Annotated in this window: 13 protein-coding genes; 10 read left to right on the top strand and 3 right to left on the bottom strand. The window is 38.5% G+C overall.

Going from position 1 to position 18,105, the window contains the following annotated elements; genetic code table 11:
• Positions 1-78: 78 nt before the first annotated feature.
• Positions 79-645 carry a chorismate lyase gene (locus tag FGD67_RS10360; protein ID WP_257174925.1) on the top strand — a complete coding sequence of 189 codons (567 nt, stop codon included), beginning with the start codon at positions 79-81 and terminating at the stop codon, positions 643-645.
• Positions 646-657: 12 nt separating this feature from the next.
• Positions 658-1,518 (top strand): 4-hydroxybenzoate octaprenyltransferase, encoded by an 861-nt coding sequence (gene ubiA / locus FGD67_RS10355; RefSeq protein ID WP_257174924.1) that lies wholly within the window; start codon positions 658-660, stop codon positions 1,516-1,518.
• A 116-nt stretch (positions 1,519-1,634) separates the two neighbouring features.
• Here ubiA and plsB read toward each other — a convergent pair whose 3' ends face one another.
• Positions 1,635-4,076 carry a glycerol-3-phosphate 1-O-acyltransferase PlsB gene (plsB, locus tag FGD67_RS10350; protein ID WP_257174923.1) on the bottom strand — a complete coding sequence of 814 codons (2,442 nt, stop codon included), beginning with the start codon at positions 4,074-4,076 and terminating at the stop codon, positions 1,635-1,637.
• A 375-nt stretch (positions 4,077-4,451) separates the two neighbouring features.
• Between plsB and FGD67_RS10345 the strand changes: the two genes are divergently transcribed.
• From FGD67_RS10345 to proC, 8 genes are all read left to right on the top strand, one after another.
• A complete protein-coding gene (locus FGD67_RS10345; protein WP_257174922.1) occupies positions 4,452-4,943 on the top strand; it encodes an NYN domain-containing protein in 492 nt (163 codons plus the stop codon).
• 139 nt (positions 4,944-5,082) lie between these two features.
• The gene (locus FGD67_RS10340) at positions 5,083-6,027 is read left to right on the top strand and encodes a response regulator (RefSeq protein ID WP_257174921.1); all 945 of its coding nucleotides are present in this window, start codon (positions 5,083-5,085) and stop codon (positions 6,025-6,027) included.
• 131 nt (positions 6,028-6,158) lie between these two features.
• The gene (locus FGD67_RS10335) at positions 6,159-6,809 is read left to right on the top strand and encodes a hypothetical protein (RefSeq protein WP_257174920.1); all 651 of its coding nucleotides are present in this window, start codon (positions 6,159-6,161) and stop codon (positions 6,807-6,809) included.
• A gap of 14 nt (positions 6,810-6,823) precedes the next feature.
• Entirely contained in the window at positions 6,824-9,142 is a 2,319-nt protein-coding gene (locus FGD67_RS10330; protein WP_257174919.1) for an EAL domain-containing protein, read from the top strand.
• A gap of 9 nt (positions 9,143-9,151) precedes the next feature.
• Positions 9,152-10,387 (top strand): hypothetical protein, encoded by a 1,236-nt coding sequence (locus FGD67_RS10325; RefSeq protein ID WP_257174918.1) that lies wholly within the window; start codon positions 9,152-9,154, stop codon positions 10,385-10,387.
• Positions 10,388-11,709: 1,322 nt separating this feature from the next.
• Positions 11,710-12,825 (top strand): glutamate 5-kinase, encoded by a 1,116-nt coding sequence (proB, locus tag FGD67_RS10320; RefSeq protein WP_257174917.1) that lies wholly within the window; start codon positions 11,710-11,712, stop codon positions 12,823-12,825.
• A complete protein-coding gene (locus tag FGD67_RS10315; RefSeq protein ID WP_257174916.1) occupies positions 12,825-14,072 on the top strand; it encodes a glutamate-5-semialdehyde dehydrogenase in 1,248 nt (415 codons plus the stop codon). The genes proB and FGD67_RS10315 overlap by 1 nt, the downstream gene beginning before the upstream one ends.
• A gap of 2 nt (positions 14,073-14,074) precedes the next feature.
• Positions 14,075-14,893 carry a pyrroline-5-carboxylate reductase gene (gene proC, locus FGD67_RS10310; RefSeq protein ID WP_257174915.1) on the top strand — a complete coding sequence of 273 codons (819 nt, stop codon included), beginning with the start codon at positions 14,075-14,077 and terminating at the stop codon, positions 14,891-14,893.
• Positions 14,894-15,017: 124 nt separating this feature from the next.
• On the opposite strand, the gene FGD67_RS10305 is transcribed toward proC, so the two are convergent.
• Complete coding sequence (locus tag FGD67_RS10305; RefSeq protein ID WP_257174914.1) at positions 15,018-15,884, bottom strand: hypothetical protein; 867 nt, start codon at positions 15,882-15,884, stop codon at positions 15,018-15,020.
• A complete protein-coding gene (locus FGD67_RS10300) occupies positions 15,874-17,598 on the bottom strand; it encodes a hypothetical protein (RefSeq protein WP_257174913.1) in 1,725 nt (574 codons plus the stop codon). The genes FGD67_RS10305 and FGD67_RS10300 overlap by 11 nt, the downstream gene beginning before the upstream one ends.
• Between the last annotated feature and the right edge of the window lie 507 nt (positions 17,599-18,105).

Raw genomic sequence — 18,105 nt, 5'->3', positions numbered from 1 at the left:
GTTATTGCACGCAGTAAGCTGTATTTTTGTCATGCTAAACGCTATCATAGCTCGTTTTTCGTTAAATAGTTTTCAGGTATGACAACAGAACATTTATTATTTCCCGTGCAAATGCTCACAAATTGGCACTCGCCAGACACCTATACTCTTCCCAACAACCTAGGTGATTGGTTACTTGATCCCAGTTCATTAACGGCACGTTTAAAAGCGCTTTGCCAAGACTTTCGTGTGGAAGTGCTCGGACAAAAAATTATCGCTTGTGATGCCGCCGAGGCCAATGATGATATCGTCGCCGGTGAGCAAGTTTTGATACGAGAAGTATTATTGTATTGTGATGATATTCCACAAGTGTTTGCGCGTAGCTTATTACCGCTCAGTTCTTTAACCGGTGCGCAGCAGCAATTAGCTCACTTAGGGACACAGTCTTTAGGGCAGGTGTTGTTTAATCACCCTGACTTGTTGCGTAAAAAAATTGAAGTAACAGCATTTAATGCACAATCCAGCGTTGCTAATTTGGTTAATTACTTAGCAATAGCAGAAAATCAACAACCGCTATGGGGTCGACGTTCGATATTTGTTTTGGATGCTAAGCCGCTGATGGTGGCAGAAGTCTTTTTGCCCGGTGCGATGGCATATCAAAAATAAAAGGGCATTACCTTGAGTGAGTTAACGAAAAAGCTAACGGCGATTAAACAAATTACCCGCATGAATAAGCCCATTGGTACCTATTTGTTGTTATGGCCAACGTACTGGGCGTTATGGATAGCTTCTGATGGCTGGCCTTCGTTACATCTGCTGTTGGTGTTTAGCTTAGGTGTGTTTTTTATGCGCAGTGCTGGCTGTATTATTAATGATTATGCTGACCGACAAATCGATGGGGCAGTCAAACGTACGCAAAATCGTCCTTTAGTAACCGGGGTATTGTCAAGTAGTGAAGCTTTACAGTTATTTGCTAGCTTTATTCTCTTGGCTTTTGCTTTAGTGTTGACTTTAAGCAATTATACTATTGTGCTGTCTTTTGTTGCGGTGTTATTAGCTGCGAGCTACCCGTTTATGAAACGTATTACCCATTTTCCACAGGTGGTACTAGGTGCGGCGTTTAGCTGGGGTATGATAATGGCCTTTGCCCAAGAGCAAGGTCAAATACCACTAGCAGCATGGTTATTATTTGCTGCTAACGTATTATGGACTATTGCTTACGATACTATGTATGCCATGGTTGATCGTGATGATGACCTAAGAATTGGTGTTAAGTCGACAGCGATTATTTTTGGCGAAAGTGATAAACGTATTATTATGTTTTTGCAGCTAATGACCTTAGCTTTATTGTTCACTGTCGGTGACATATTGGCGTTTGGTTGGCCTTATCAGTTGTCATTAGTGATAGCGGCAGGATTTTTTTGTTATCAACAAATACTAATTTCTGGACGTGACCGTGAGCGTTGTTTTCAAGCCTTTTTGAATAACCACTATGTTGGCTTAGTTGTTTTTGTTGGTGTTACGGTGGAATACTTATAAATTTTTCTGAGCAAAATAACAGCATATCTGCTGCTCATACCAATTCTACTAAGTGGGAACAAACTTAATAGACTTGGTATAATTAACAAGCAGTAAATACTTATCTCAGTAAGGTATTAACGAATAATACTTTGTAATACTTCAATATCGACTAAATTACTGACTGAGCTTTTCAATAGGCCTAAAGTGCTGCTGTCGACTAACTTATCGTTATCATCTAAGACGATATAACCCTGCTCTTTCATCGCTAGAATTAAAGTCGATTGGGCTTTTTTATCAATAAACTCAGGGGCATTGATATTATTGAGTACCGATAGTCGCTGGGCAATGGCAACCACTTTTTCATCTAACTCTGATTTCTTAATCGGCGCCAATTGGCTCAGCAATGAAGTGATAATGGCAAAGCGTTGCATGGTTTCGTTCACGCACTCGGCAATTAAGCGAACTTTCGCACGTGTTTCATCATCTGGGCTAAGTGACCAAAAGCCGGCTTTGCTTTGTTTAGCAATATTTTGTTCAGTTAAGAACTGACAAACAGCTTTGACTTGTTGCTCAACATCTTCAGCCGATTGCCATAAAAACAAGTCAGTTTTAAGTAGCTGCACTAAACGTTGAATTTGGCCAAGTAAGTCATCTTGGCTAATTTTTGCGTTACGCTCTAATAAACGACACACCAATGACGGTAATATAAAGGTGTGGAGGATGTTATTGCGATAGTAGCGTAACTCTAGAATTGCACTGTCGGTTAATGAAATAATGTCACCAAAACTGTCTTGATTAATCGTTACTTTATTGAGCAAAATTACGTGAGCTAATAATTGCGCTCCAGTTTCAGTCGGGATGGTTAATTCGCTATGGTATGGCGCCGCTCTTTGCATGTCCAAGAAGAAATCAAGTTGGCTAATTAATTCTGCTTTGGTTAAGGCTTTGTTTTCAGTTGCATGTAAAATCAGTGACACTAAAGCGACACCATTTAATGCTGCACATTGGTTGATTGAGGTCATGACTTGTTGTGCGAGTATATTAACACTGGGCGTTAGCCACTTTGGCTTTTGAGGATCTATCGGATCTATATCTTGCTTCCAATCAGGTACCTGGTGGCTTAAAAATTGATTAATATTAATTGGCTCGCCAAAGTTTACGTAACCTTTGCCGTAATTTCGTAAGTTGCGTATGGCTTTAATAACGCCAAATATGGACTCACCTTTCTTTTGGCTGCCACTCAATTCTTTATGGTATGTGCCTACTTCCATCACATGTTCATAGCCAAGATAAACCGGCACTAAGGTTAATGGTCGATCAATGCCGCGCAATAAACTTTGAATGGTCATAGCGAGCATGCCTGTTTTCGGCGCAAGTAATCTGCCGGTTCTACTACGGCCACCTTCTGAATAGTATTTTACCGAATAACCACGCTCAAACAGTAAGCTTAAATATTCACGAAAAATAGTGGAATAAAGGCGATTGCCTTTAAAGCTACGACGAATGAAAAATGCCCCCGCTTTTCTAAAAATTGGACCTGCAGGCCAGAAGTTTAAATTAATACCCGCGGCAATCCGGGGGGTTACTAGACCTTGCTGAAAAATAACATAGGTGAGTAATAAATAATCCATATGGCTGCGATGACAAGGCACATAGATTATTTCGTGGCCTTCTTGAGCTAAGTTTCTTAAGCGTTCTGCTTGATGAACTTCGATGCCGTTATAGAGGCGATTCCATAACCAGCCCAGTATGCGCTCGCCAAAACGTACGGTGACATCACGATAATCACCGGCGATCTCATCCATTATCGCTAATGCTTGCTTTTTCACTTGTGCTTCAGGAATATCTTTATTTTTTGCTTCTTCGCTGATCAAGCGCTTAATGGCAGGGTTAACCATTAAATGATCGAACATTTGCTGGCGATGCATCAATCTTGGACCTGTTGCCGCTATGATTTGACGATGGAAGTGAAAACGGGCAATACGCATTAATTTTTTTGCACTGGCTTCGTCGCTACCATGTTTATCAGCCATATGGCGAAATGAAATAGCTTCACTAAAGCGCACCATCGTATGGCGGCCTAAAAATAAGACGATAAAAAATTTGCGTAACCAAGTTGGCGACTCTTGATCCGTTAATAGGGCGCCAACATTAGTATTATTTTTTTCTTTTGTTGGTGTACGGCCCCAAATAACATTGGCAGGGATAAGTTGAGCATCAAGCTGTTCATTTTTTGCATGGGCATTAAGTAACTCGAAGCCTTGTGCTATCGCGGTGGTTTTTTGCGGTTTGCGCCAATGAAATAATGCCGTCGGTTTTTCTAAAAATAGCAGTCGAGATAAGATTTGTCCGTCAACATTCACCTCTGATAACGGATCAGGCAAGTCAGCTTTTTTACAGGCAGTACGTAATGATAAAACATCACTGGCTGACTGGTGACGTAAAACATAAAATACTGGTTGCTCAGCCTTGAGTTTTTTGGCATTAATTATTTCGTCGGCAACAACTTTGCAACGCACTAATAACATTACGGGTAAGCGTAATAATAAATAAAATAATTTACGAATAGCTAACATCTTGTTTTTCTCAACTTTATTTGACCGGTTATTATAACACTTAGCTTAAAACTTGTCTCTTATGCTCATTGAATTAATCACTACGTAAAATGCAGGTTTTGCCGATGAAATTATCATAGCCATTGTAATGGGTTTCTTCTCGTTCAGTGATACTTAATCACTTTGATATCATTATCTCTGAGATTTAGCGCTTATTTTTATCACTAACTTTGCTTGCGCTATTTAATGTGACTAAAGTCTGTGCCAGCATGAAAATACAGCATGCATAGCCAAATTGTTTGACTATATTGTTATGATACTTCAAGCTGAATTTCTGCATCTTCAAGTGTCATGGTTATAGATACACTATGGTTTCTGTTAATCAAAAGGATTTTTATGCAAGCAAGTGAACAACGACCTAAAATTGCCATATTTGTAGATATTCAAAATATTTACTACACCACACGAGATACTTTTCAACAGCAATTTAACTATCGCAATTTTTGGCAACAAATCAGCCAACAAGGTGATATTGTTTTGGCTAACGCTTATGCAATACAACGTAGTGACGACCAACAGCATAAATTTCAAAAAGCCTTAAAACATATAGGTTTTAACGTTAAACTCAAACCTTTTATTCAGCGTCGTGATGGCTCGGCAAAAGGCGATTGGGACGTCGGTATCGCTGTAGATGTTATGGAAACCGCACCTGAGGTTGATATTGTTATTTTATTGTCGGGTGATGGCGATTTTGACTTGTTACTGAGAAAAGTCAGGTCACGCGACGGTGTTAAAACTCATGTCTATGGCGTGACGGCGCTGACTGCTCAGGCATTAATTAATGCGGCTGATGAGTTCTTTCCTATTGAGCAACATTTATTGTTGTAGTGGTGAAATTTTTGCGTAAGTACTGATGGGTGAAAATATAATTTTGCCGGTAGTTTGAGCTAAATTTGTAATTCTTGTTTGAGCTTAGTATTGTACTAAATAAAGTCGATATAAAAATAATTATAAACGAGGGATCACCATGTCAGTAGAAGCTTTATATAAAGTTATTTTATACCCATTTATTAATGAGTCACTTGCCAGTTTAAAAGCCATGACTAACTTAGTTGGCGAGGCTGGTGAAGCCTTTGTCGATAATGTTGATGAATTTCGCTTTAAAGGTTACGCGGTATGCTCTGAAGTTACTGGAGGCTTAGATGGTGTGATTATGATGCATCACTATCCTGAGACGGCAATCGCTATTGGTAACTCTGTTTGTGAAAATATGTTTGAAGAAAAATATCAATTCACTGAAATTAATGAAGAATTAAGTAATGCCTTGGCTGAATGGGGTAATACTATTGTGGGTCGTTCAACCGATCTACATGGCCGTTATAGTTTAGATTATAAATTTTCAAGCCCGTACTTTGTCCATGATGTCAATGATATGGATAAATATTTAGCCGGTGTGAAAGAAGTGATTACCGTTCCGATCACGATTGAAGGGGTTGGGCGTTATTATTTTAATTTGTTAATTCGTCATGTGGAATACCAATCAGTAGGGATTAAACGCGAAGCAAGTTCTGGTATTGCCAACCCACATACTAAACAACTGCCTGTCGACAGTAAAATTTTGCTGGTCGATGATAGCGCTATGATCCGCAAGGCGTTACGACGTTATTTAGCGCAACTGGGTTATAACAATGTTGTTGAAGCCGATGATGGTTCAACGGCGGTAACTATGGTGCAACAAGAGCAACCTGATTTTATGATCATGGATGTTGTTATGGGTGAAATGAATGGTGATCAGGCTTTAGCAAACATTCGAGCTAATGGCAGTAAAGTACCTGTAGTCATGTTGTCATCAGTCACCGATCAAGCACTGGTTAAAAGTTGTCAAAGCCAAGGGATTTCAGGTTTTATTTTTAAACCTATCCAAGCTGATACCGGTGCACAAATTGTTAAAAATTATCTGAAAATAGCGTAATATTAGCACTGATAACTAGTGGCGATATTGAAAGTGAATGCTTTTATTCGCGACTAGTTATAATAGCTTGAAACTATTTATTCGTTTATAAGGTCTTTGTTAGTCACTAAACGCTAATCAGGGGATGATAATTGCGCTCTATCTATCTAAATATCTTAATTCTTTGTTACTTACCTTACTGTGCCATTGCCAAAAGTATCAATATTACCGTTGTTGATAATGTTAATAAAGCCTTGCCTGATATGGTGGTTTATTTGCAGCCAGAAGATAATATATCATTACCTTTTAATGAAAAAATTGTAGAGGTCGGCCAGTTTGAACGTTCCTTTACGCCTTATATCAGTGTGATGCAGCTAGGCAATAAGGTAAATTTTAAAAACAAAGATGATATAACCCATCATATATACTCACCTATTGGTGATAATAAATTTTCCTTTAAAATCAGTGCCGGTAAATCACAGATTAAAAATGACTTTCAGCAAACGGGTGAAGTTGCTATGGGATGTAATATTCACGATTGGATGAGTGGTTATTTACTGATTGTAGATACGCCTTTGTTTGGTAAAACAAATGAAAATGGTAAGCTTGATATACCTATGCCGCCGGCAGGGAAATATCAGCTTATTGTTTGGCATCCGCAACTTGATGCGCCTAATAATCGAGTATATCAGTCAATAGATGTGTCAGAACAAAAACAAGTAACCATAAAGCTTGATAATAAAATACTGAAAATATCAGAACAAAAAAACGAAGAAGACTTTGATTTTTTATCTGACTATTAGGGATCAACCTCTCAATGAAGAGCCTACAAACTAAAATATTTTTATTTTTTGTCTTATTGCTACTACTTGTGCAAGCGATTGCACTGTGGACCATAGTAGAAGGTAACAAAAGTCAAGAAAGACAAGAGATTACTAATCGTTTAAGTACGGCTAAAACTATCTTTAATGCCCAATTTAATAGTCGACGAGATTATTTAACCGCCTTTGCTGAAACAGCAGCCAAAGACTACGGTATCAAGCAAGTTTTTGAAGATGAATTACGCAGCTTATTAGTGGCGATGAATAACCATCGTAAACGTATTGATGCCGACCTTGCGATGGCAATTTCCTCAAAAGGGCTAGTTACTGCTCAGCTTGTGCTCGGTAAAAATCAAGCCGGGGAATCAAAAGTTAAGCAGGGCAGTGAACGTGAACAAGCCTTTCGTTTTCCACAATGGTTAGAAAGCCAAGAGCAATCACATCTTTATGTTTTAGGCGACTCTGTTTATCAAATTAGCTTATCGCCGATGAATGTGGGCGCTAAAACCATTGGTTGGCTGGCATTTGGTTTTGAAATTAACCAAGAATTGGCGCAGCACTTTCTCGATATTACTCAGTTACATACTGATTTCGCGATTAAAATTGGTGAAGAATGGCGTTTGATAGCATCTTCAAACTCTGCAGCACAATTAGACTTTACTAAACAAGTGGTTAATGGTGAAACCCCGAATGATTACATTGCTATTGGTCACCTTGTTGATGAAGCTGGGCAATTGCAATTAGCCCTTGCCATGTATGGCTTGCGTGCTGATATTGTGGCAGTACTTCAAGAGCAATGGTGGCAGTTTTTAATTTTAACATTTATTACCTTGTTACTCTCTTTATCGGCTGCTTATATTATTGCCGCCTCAATTACTAAACCCGTTAAGCAATTAGTTAAGCAAGCGAAAATTGTTGCTAGTGGTGATTATCATCAAACAGTAGAGGTTAACGATAGTAGTGAGTTAGGGCAGTTAGCGAACGAGTTTAATGCCATGCAATCTGCTGTGCTTTCGCGAGAAAAAGCCATAACGCATCGAGCAAATCACGACCCACTGACTGACTTAGCTAATCGCAGCGTTTTAAAAGTAGCGCTGCAAAACTTAGCAGATCGCGAACAAGCTTTTACCATTTTTCATCTGAACTTGAGCCGATTAAAAGATGTTAATGAAACACTGGGCCATGATGTAGGTGATTGGTTAATTAAAGCGGCAGCGCTGCGCTTAAGTACGCTCGATGAATTTCAGTTACTTTGCCATATTGGTGCTGATGAGTTTATTTTACTTGCAGAAATTAATGAACATAGTTCCACTGAACTTTTGGTCAGCCGCATTCATCAAGTCTTAGAAGATAATTGCGAATATCAAGGTATCAACCTGCAACTACAAGTGCGGATAGGTATTGCTTCAGTGCCTGAGCATTGCCACGATACTAAGTCTGTTTTACAGATGGCTGATACGGCCTTGCATCATAGCCATAAGGTGAGCCAATTAGTGCAGGTTTATCATCAAGGACTTGATGTAAATAGCGTTGAACGCCTGAACCTGATTAATGATTTAAAAGATGCCATTATTGATGACCAATTGGAGCTACATTTTCAGCCGAAGTTAGATTTAGCATCAGGTATTGTTACCCATGTTGAGGCATTAGTACGTTGGCGCCATCCAACCTTAGGTATGGTACCACCGGATAACTTTATTCATATTGCGGAGCAAACAGGGCAAATTAATGCGTTAACGCATTGGGTGTTTATTAATTCGTTGAAGCAATACAACGCCTGGTGTGAGGTAGGTTTAAATATTAGTGTGGCGGTCAATATTTCTGCAGAAAATCTTAAAGCGCCTGACTTTTATGATTTTATTTGCCAGTCAGTTGAAAAGTATCAGGTGCCGGCAGAGAAAGTTACCCTTGAAGTTACCGAAAGCGCGGTTGTTGATGACCCTGAAGCGGCCATTGCTATTTTGCAGAAATTTAAAGACCGTGGTATGCGAATTTCAATTGATGATTATGGCACTGGCTATTCATCGTTAGCACAGTTAAAACAATTACCGGTTCATGAGCTTAAAATAGATAAGTCTTTTGTTCAGCGGTTGTGTGATGATGAAGATGACCGTATTATCGTACGTTCTACTATTGAACTCGCACATAATATGGGCTTGAGTGTTGTAGCTGAAGGTATTGAAGACGAGTTTGCACTCAATTGGTTAGCGAGAAACAAGTGTGAACTTGGTCAAGGTTATTTTATTAGTCGACCTAAACCAGCTAAAGAGCTCACTGCTTGGTTATTGGAAAAAAAAGTCTATGCCTTTGAATAGGATCATGTTTTGTTAAAAATATTTACACTAACCTTATTAATACTGGTGATCAGTCGTGTACATTCAGCAGAGTATCAATTGCATGGTGTGTTAGACATACGTGCAACATCTGCTGATACACTCAAGAGCTATGTTAATGGTGGTTATGGTAAGTTTAATAGCCATGATGGGACGAATGTTTCATTGGCGCAAGCGGGTGGTGAAGTTGTTGTTACATGGGATTTAGGCTTGAGTGCGCATGTTGTTGCCAACGCCTATAGTGATGAAAATGACAGTGTTGTCGGTTTAACAGAAACATTTTTAAAATACCGGACACTGCCGAATGAAGCTGGTTATCGTTGGCAAACTAAAATCGGTATTTTTTACCCTGAAATATCCCTAGAAAACAATGCGTATGCTTGGGCAAGTCGAAACACCTTAAATTCTTCCGCGATTAACACTTGGCTTGGCGAAGAGATTCGTGTGCTTGGTGGGGAAGTTGCATTAACCCGTTTAGGTAAGTTTAATAACAATGCTTTTGACATTACTTTAGCGGCCACTGCTTTTGTTAATAACGACCCTGCGGGTGCTCTGCTATCTTGGCACGGTTGGACCGTAGGCAATCGCCAAACATTATGGACAGAGTCAAAAGCAATTCCTGACTTTCGTGCCCGTATGCCAGGTTATGATCTTAATGGCCAAGCGGCCAATTCAGATCCCTTTTTAGAGTTAGATGATAAATGGGGTTTTCATTTTCGAACTAAAGTGAAATTTCATCAAAAAGGCCAGATTTCTGCTGGTTATTATGACAATAATGCGACGCCTTATATCGTTGAAAATGGTCAATATGGCTGGCGTACACGTTTCTATCATTTTGGTTTGAGCTGGCGTTTACCGGCAGCATTTGAACTGAGCGGCCAATTTCTCAGTGGCGATACCTTGATGCAAAGCCCTTTACGTAGAGATGTGGTTAATAACGACTATAAAAGTGCCTTTATTGCGCTCTCAAAGCGGATTAAAAAGCACCGTATGACGATACGTTTAGAAGAATTTTCTGTCACTGATAATGATCTAACTGTCGGTGATAATAATAATGAATACGGTAAATCAGCAACGCTAAATTATACTTATAGATATAGTAAGCCGGTATTTTTATCGCTAGAGTATAACTGGCTTAATAGTTACCGCCCGGCCCGTATGTATACTGAACAGGCGATTGATTTAACTGAACGACAATGGCAACTTGCTACAAGATATTTTTTCTAGTTACTGGCAATTAATACCAATTTTACAAGTTTCTTTCCACTCAGTGCAGTTTAAAAGGTTTAGCGACGCAGGTTTACCGTTTCAGACTGGACCTAAGTGTAGGCATGGCATTGATTAAAGATAATGGTTATTCTCGACAACTGCTCCTGCGTTGTTCTAATGACTGACATTCCTGTGAAAACCTTATCGAAATTAATAACGGGGCCTGTAAGGCTTTTAAAATCACCCTTGGTAAGCGCTGAGTGGGAACAAACTTCATGGACTTGGTATAATAGCCATACATTTAGTGGCTGTGCTCAATTCAGTATTTGCTAAAATTTTTAATACTAGAACTGCGTTTTTGTATTTTTCGAGTCGATGCTAACCTGTTAGCATCATTGAGTTTTATAACTGGGTAGGCTAGCTACTCGTCGATGCATTTATTTAGTGTACTAAGCTTTCCGAACTTCTATTAAAAAAAACTTGTCGAGTATCAAATTTTTCTCCAATGATTACCCTTAAGTGACTTGATAAAGAGTCATACTTTTCATGGTGAGGTAAGACTTAGGTGGCCTATGTTTAGATAGAATAAATATTGGATAAGTTTTAATTTGTTGTTTTTATTTGATTTAATTGTATTGTTGATGCTGTGGATGTTTATAAAAATATCACGTAGCGTCAGTAATCTTAAAAGGTTAGAAAAATAAATCGAGGGGAAAGATTCCTCTAGAGCGATATATTTCTATTTATCATTTCTTGATAACGTTAGTTTATTATCTGCAGTTAAGATTTTTTCGCCATTTAGCGATGATTAATTAAGCAAACCTTGATCTTTCTTATTAATCTAGTTAGTATACGCATCTTTAGTGCACTAACTAAATTTAAACTGATTAACCAAAGAGGGCAAAGTTATCAATATTACAGATAAAACTTCGACACAGCGTTGTATTTTAAAAGACCTATGTTTGAGCTGTTATCGTTAGCTACTATATCCCCGCAATTTTAAGCACACACCTGAATTTTTAAAATTAAATAAAAAACATTAACTTAGTCGTAAAATATCAATAATACATTATAAAATTATGTCTAATGTTGAGTGGTTTACTATTAATCGTTTACTGAACTTGTCACACGATTATGGCGTTATGCACTGTAATAGACCGTGTGTTGTTAAAGTGAAGCTAAGCGATGTTTGGCTCGGGCCTCTTTATTTTATTTAGTTTGTAGTGGAATTATCTCATGCAAATAATCAACAGCTGGTGTTGTTGCTAATACGCTAATCATTATTGTGGTTAGTGAAAAATGAATAATCTAATTAGCAGTATAAAATCTAAGGACTTACCGTGAATATAAAACAATGGCAGAGAATAGTAATTAAAGTTGGCAGTGCTCTAATTGCACCTGAAAAAGCTGGCTGTAGCAGTAAATATTTACTCAGCATTGCAAATTTTATCATCCAATGTCGCTTATCAGGCATACAAGTGGTTTTAGTCTCTTCAGGCTCGATAGCCGCTGGCGCACACTTATTTGATCGCAGTAAAAGTAATAGCGAAGCGGCTAATATCGTTATTAAAAAAGCCATGGCTGCTGCCGGCCAAGCTGAAATGATGGCCACATGGGATGAGTTATTTGATTTCCCTGCTGCGCAGCTTTTACTGACACATGCCGATTTACGTAACCGTGTTCGTTATGAAAGTATCAGAGATACCATAGAAACCTTATTAGAGAATGATATCCTGCCTATTATCAACGAAAACGATGCAGTGACAACAGACAAGCTTAAAGTTGGTGATAATGATAATTTATCGGCTATGGTTGCATCAGCCGCACATGCAGATGCCTTAATTATTTGCTCTGATATTGACGGTTTGTATGAAGAAAATCCTCATATCAACAAAGATGCAAAATTAGTCGCAGATGTTTATAAGATCGATGCCGAAATTTATGGCATGGCCGGTGGCGCGACCAGTGATGTTGGTACTGGCGGCATGAAAACTAAAATTCAAGCCGCTGAAAAAGCAGTATCACATGGTATTGATACTTACATAGTGAATGGCTTTAAAGCTGAAAGCTTCGAAACGTTACTCGCTAATGGTAATCCTGGAACGCACTTTTATTCGCATAAAAACCCTATGCTTGACGGCGTTCATTGGATGCGTCATACCACACGTGCCCAGGGTGAGTTGATTGTTGGCAACCAATATGACATCACGGATAACGGCTCCAGTGACTTATTACTGGCCGAAGATTTACTGAGCGTAAATGGTGATTTTTCATCAGGTGATATTGTTATGTTGCGAAAGGACAATGGCGATCAATTAGCGAAAGTTAAAACTAATTACAGCAGCTGCCTACTTAACTTTGTTGCAGATAGCGACAATCAAGATTTTTCCGAACAATTAGATAAAACGCAAGAACCGATAATTTCAAAACAATATATTGCGTTAATGGAGTCATAATGAATTTAATTACTACTATTTCACACAATGCAGCCCAAGCGGCTAAAGTCATGGCAATTCAAACGGCTGAGACTAAATCGAAACTACTCAATGATATGGCAATTGCGCTGAGAGTCGGTAAAGCTGAAATCTTCAAAGCGAATGCTATTGATATTGAATTTGCAGTAAAAAATGGTTTGAGTGAATCGATGGTTGACCGATTACAATTAAATGATCAACGTATTGAAGATATGGCCGTAGGCTTAGAAACCGTAGCGAAGTTACCCGATGTTGTTGGTACTATTAAAGACCAAGATGTTATGCCTAATGGCCTTAAAATCAGTAAAATGCGTATCCCGTTAGGTGTTATTTGTATGATTTTTGAAGCGCGCCCGAACGTGACAGCTGATGCTGCTGGTTTATGTATTAAGTCAGGCAATGCGGTGATTTTAAGAGGCGGCAAAGAAGCTTTGAATAGCAGCTTAGCGATTGCGAAAGTACTCCAAGATGTTTTAACCGCGTACCAGCTGCCAAAAGAAATTATTACCGTTATCGCTGATCCTGACCGAGCATTAATGACGCAATTATTAACGCAGAAAAAATACATTAACTTGGTTATTCCAAGAGGTGGTGAAGGGCTAATAAACTTTGTCAGTGAAAACAGCCAAATACCTGTGATCCAACATTATAAAGGTGTTTGTCATCTTTATGCTGATAAAGCAGCCGACCTGAATAAAACCTTAAAAGTACTATCAAACGGTAAAACCCAACGCACAGGCGTATGTAATGCCTTAGAAGCTTTATTGGTGCACAAAGATATTGCCGCTGATTTTTTACCTATGGTAGCTGAACATTTTAAAGAAAAAGGTGTACGGGTTAATGGTTGTGCTATGAGCGTTCCTTACTTTGAAAATAGTAAGCAAATAGCGTTAAACGAGTTTGGTGAAGAATATTTAAGCTTAGAAATTGCTGTTCGTGTAGTTGATGACTTTGCACAAGCGGTTGAACATATTGATCAATTTGGTAGTAATCATACTGAAGTGATATGCACTGAAGACTTAAAGGCGGCGACAAAATTTCAACAACTTGTTGATGCCTCAGTGGTTATGGTTAATGCCTCTTCGCGCTTTTCTGATGGTTCTCAGTTAGGATTAGGTGCCGAAATAGGCATAGCTACAACGAAATTACATGCCTATGGTCCTATGGGTATTGAGTCATTAACCACAGAAAAATATTTGGTTAATGGTGATGGGCAAGTTAGGGCATAACCGTGGCTATTACTAATACTAAAATAGCCTTTATCGGTGGCGGCAATATGGCACAAGCAATTTTAACAGGTTTGTTGATGGCAAAATTTCAGCCAAAAAATATCCTAGTATGTGCGCCAACGGCAACGACTCGTGAGACTTTAACAAGCAAGTTTGGCTTGAATGTTAGCGAAAATAACAGCGCAGCAGTAGTGTTTGCTGAGATTATTTTTATTGCCGTAAAGCCAAATATTGTCAGCACAGTTGCTACTGAGTTGAACGTGGCTATGACGCATGCAGCTAAACAACCGCTTATTATTAACCTTGCTGCGGGCGTCACCACAGAACAATTACAAACACACTTTGAAAGTAATCAGCGGGTTATTGCCGCAATGCCAAATTTACCCAGTGCAGTGTGCAAGGGACTAACCGGCTTAGTGGCTGCTAAAAACTGTGATCAACTAAGCATTACCTTAGCCGACGATGTGCTTACTTGTATCGGTAAAACGTTGTGGTTAGATGATGAAAGTAAAATGCCAGCAGTGGTGGCTATCGCAGGCAGCGCGCCAGCCTATTTCTTTTTATTTTTAGAAGCGATGATTGAGTCTGGTCAGAAATTAGGCCTAACTTATCAACAAGCCGAGGCTGCAGCAATGCAATCAGGCATCGGCGCGTTGACCATGGCATCGACCTCTGCATTATCAGTGGTCGAACTCAAAGAGCAAGTTACCTCACCAAACGGCACCACGCATCAAGCGCTAGCATCATTTGCGGATAATAACCTCAAAGCTGTGGTTGATGATGCGATGCAAGCCGCGGCAAAGAAAGCAGCAAACTATTAATGCGCCATGCTTTATAGCAAAGCTTGAATCTTGAAATAGGTAAGATAAACGACTTATTTTACCTACTTTTATAATTGACAAAAGCTAAAGAGAAAGCCAATAACAACATCCATTAATAACGACTTTATGCCACGTTTTTACCGGATACCATTTGCCATGCTTTACTGAGCAATTGCTTTAAAAATTTAATTAAGCGATAAATTAACCATATTGCAAGTAAGACTAACAGCGTGAAAATACTCCAAAAAGCTATATTAAAACCTAAAGAATATTCTTTTTTAGGTTTATCAGTTTTGACTGACTCGTCAGCTTTTTTAGTGCCGGTAACACTGATCACTTCAACTTTTTGTGGTTGTAATGCGACATTAAAATTGTTTTGGTTATGATCAAGGATAATATTAAATTTAGCTGTTTTATAATCTTTATGGCTCACTTCAACAAGATACTTTCCTGGCGAAAGTGGCATAGAAAATTTATATTTAGGCACAATGTTTAAAATTCTAATTCTCGCTGATTGCGGTCTTGTGTTAATTTCTAGCGGGAAAACTTTTAAACCTTTTTGCCAAAAATTTAGTGCCGTTTTATTGATAACTCCGCTATTTATGATGACTTTCCGTTCAATCGCTTGTTGTTTAGTATCTTTAGGTTGAGCTTTTAACCAGTAAGTACCTGACGCTAATATTGCCTGATCGAATATTTTTAAACCAGGCTCATAACGTGTTCGCGCAATGGTGATATTTTCAGCATTGTTATAATTATCTAGCGCTAATATTCCTCGCCGCTTACTTGTCGAAATAAGCTTAAACTCGTTGGTTTCGATTTTTTCTTTGACTTGCTTTAACCCCGGCAGTTTTGCTAATTCACCGGCAAACTCTTCAAGAATACCTTTTTTAATGGTGCCTTTAATTGTCTTCTTAATATCAGCGTGTGCGATATTGGCTAAGTTAGCAATGAACAGGAAACTACAAAACAATAAGATTTTATTCTTCACTTGAATCTCCAATTAAACTTGTTAACCAACCGATTAGTTCAGGTGCTGAATCACCGAGTAAGTCTATGATCATCAAAACAGTGTCGGTGTCGCCATTATTTTTTATGTAATCCCTAATAATAGTGTCAACGGCGGCTTTATTTTGTTGATAGAGCTCTATACCACTACTTTTCATTAGCTCTTCTAGCGCTTCACCTCTGAGTGCATCTTCAAGTTTTTCCGTTAATTCATTAGATGCTTGATTTTGAGTTTTTACTTTTTCTGCTGTTTTTTTATCCCTTAAATTAATGGTATGCTGGTTAATACTATCCGCTTCGACTCCCATTAACTGCGCGAAAAACACACTAACATTAGAAAGTGCAACCACTTCAAAAATTTGTTTTTCAACCTCAGACTTCGCTGGCATATCTTGTTTGCTTGGCCTGCTTAGATTACATATCTCCGAGTCGGGTAATGTGCTGCAATGGCCTGTAGAAATTTCCTTACCATTAATGAGTAGCCGCCAGTTAAATACCATACCAAAGACTAGCCATAACATATTCCCGCCAGGATATTCTGTGCCGCCCATAGTAATAAGCTTATTTTGGGTTTCTCCCGCCCAAAGAGAGGTCTGGCGTGAGCCTTTTTTTGTACCTAATTGGCACAGGTAAGAAACTTCTAAGCAAACATTTGGTTGGTTGAATATTGAACTTGAGCTGGGGGTGAACTCAACGAGATCATCGCCGGTAAAGCGCTTTTTTCCTTGATTAAGCACGCTAGCTAACTGCTTTTCTAATAAGTTATTGGCGGTACTGGGCTCAGGGTAAGAAAAGCGTAAATGCTCGGGAGCATTAATCACCATAGTGTCAAATTTAACTGGCGTTTCCTTATTTAACGCATTTGAGAGGTAATGTTGATAATACTTTTCCATAAATAATTTAGGCTCTCGAGCGCCGAAATTTAGCGCGGCGACTGTGATGTCACTAACTTCAGCAAGCGGTTTAAAGTTGTCGTGATGTGCGGCTTTTACCGTGATGCTATTGTAACCTGACTTAACAACCTCATTTAGCATATCAAGAAATGCTGAATTTAATCCTTGGGCATTATAGCCTTGACGATACATCTCAAGCTTTAAGCGTGCTCGTTGGTCAATCGACTGTATTGCGATTTCAACTTTTTTTTCCATACTAAGGCAATGTAAGCGCCTTAATTTTTTGCTATTAGCCCAGTTAATAAAATCTCGATAGCCAACTTTACTGTCTGCAACGAGTGCTTCTTGCCATCGTCTATCTGTTGAAATATGGCGAGATAGGTAGGACAGTAAAAAAAAGAAGGTTAAAACCGTACCTAAAAATTGGCTGACACCTAAATAGTAAGGTTCGTAAGGATAGCTTTGTGTTAGTGATTGCGCCGACTTTTCTGTCAAAGGGTAAGTAGTTTCATAGTCTAAAGAAAGCAGTACCGGTGTCGCAAGGCTCTCAATAGGGAGTAATCTATTTTCTTGCCAAGCAAAAATAGTTTGTATATTACCTTTATAGGTAAATACTTTGTCAGTATATATTTGATATTTTACTGAGCCGAAGGCGATAGTTATTAGCCAAACGATGGCGCCAATTAAGGCATAACGAGATAAACGTTTTAATTTAATACGCCAAATAGAGTTTGGCTTTGATTTGGTAAGCTGACGAATGAACATCCAAAGAACAAAACAAGCAAGAATAACAATTTTTATCATTAATACGTCCATGCCAAAATATATGATGAGCAAGCCTGTACCTATTAGGAAATAGCTTTGCCAAGCAAAATATAAATATTATTTATAATTAATTCGACCAATCTATCACTAAAACTCCAATAAAACCAAATTATTACGAGCGTTTTTTAGTCGTTATACTTTGTGCAGGGTAGAGAAAATAAGACTTATGCGCTGTAATCATAGCCTTTCAAATCAATTGATAGTTTCGTTGAATTAAAAAAATAGCCTTTTTGTTTGATGGGGCAGAATGACTGATGTTAAAAGGTGATAACTGAAAGTTCCAGCTTACACGCGTATGAATAAGGCCTACTTAAATAAGGTGAATGAGTTTTGGCTGATAGTTTGGTATTAATTGGCAGCTGAATGTGGATATAAGTAAAGTGAGTTAGTTTCAAATACGGAGTAAAAGTAGGTCGAATTAGTTTTACATACCAACAGCAATGCACAGACGTTGTTTTAAAAATATGCGTTACAAGTTATTAAGAA

Origin of the sequence: Colwellia sp. M166 (assembly GCF_024585285.1) — a bacterium.
Taxonomy (GTDB): Bacteria; Pseudomonadota; Gammaproteobacteria; order Enterobacterales; family Alteromonadaceae; genus Cognaticolwellia.
Note: the sequence above shows the minus strand (reverse complement) of the source record. Positions and strands in the feature narration are given on the sequence as shown.

Excerpts from the sequence above, each read along its gene's own strand:
- FGD67_RS10360 (WP_257174925.1), top strand. The coding sequence starts at position 79 with ATGACAACAGAACATTTATTATTTCCCGTGCAAATGCTCACAAATTGG.
- plsB (WP_257174923.1), bottom strand. The coding sequence starts at position 4,076 with ATGTTAGCTATTCGTAAATTATTTTATTTATTATTACGCTTACCCGTA.
- FGD67_RS10345 (WP_257174922.1), top strand. The coding sequence starts at position 4,452 with ATGCAAGCAAGTGAACAACGACCTAAAATTGCCATATTTGTAGATATT.
- FGD67_RS10340 (WP_257174921.1), top strand. The coding sequence starts at position 5,083 with ATGTCAGTAGAAGCTTTATATAAAGTTATTTTATACCCATTTATTAAT.
- FGD67_RS10330 (WP_257174919.1), top strand. The coding sequence starts at position 6,824 with ATGAAGAGCCTACAAACTAAAATATTTTTATTTTTTGTCTTATTGCTA.
- FGD67_RS10315 (WP_257174916.1), top strand. The coding sequence starts at position 12,825 with ATGAATTTAATTACTACTATTTCACACAATGCAGCCCAAGCGGCTAAA.
- FGD67_RS10300 (WP_257174913.1), bottom strand. The coding sequence starts at position 17,598 with ATGATAAAAATTGTTATTCTTGCTTGTTTTGTTCTTTGGATGTTCATT.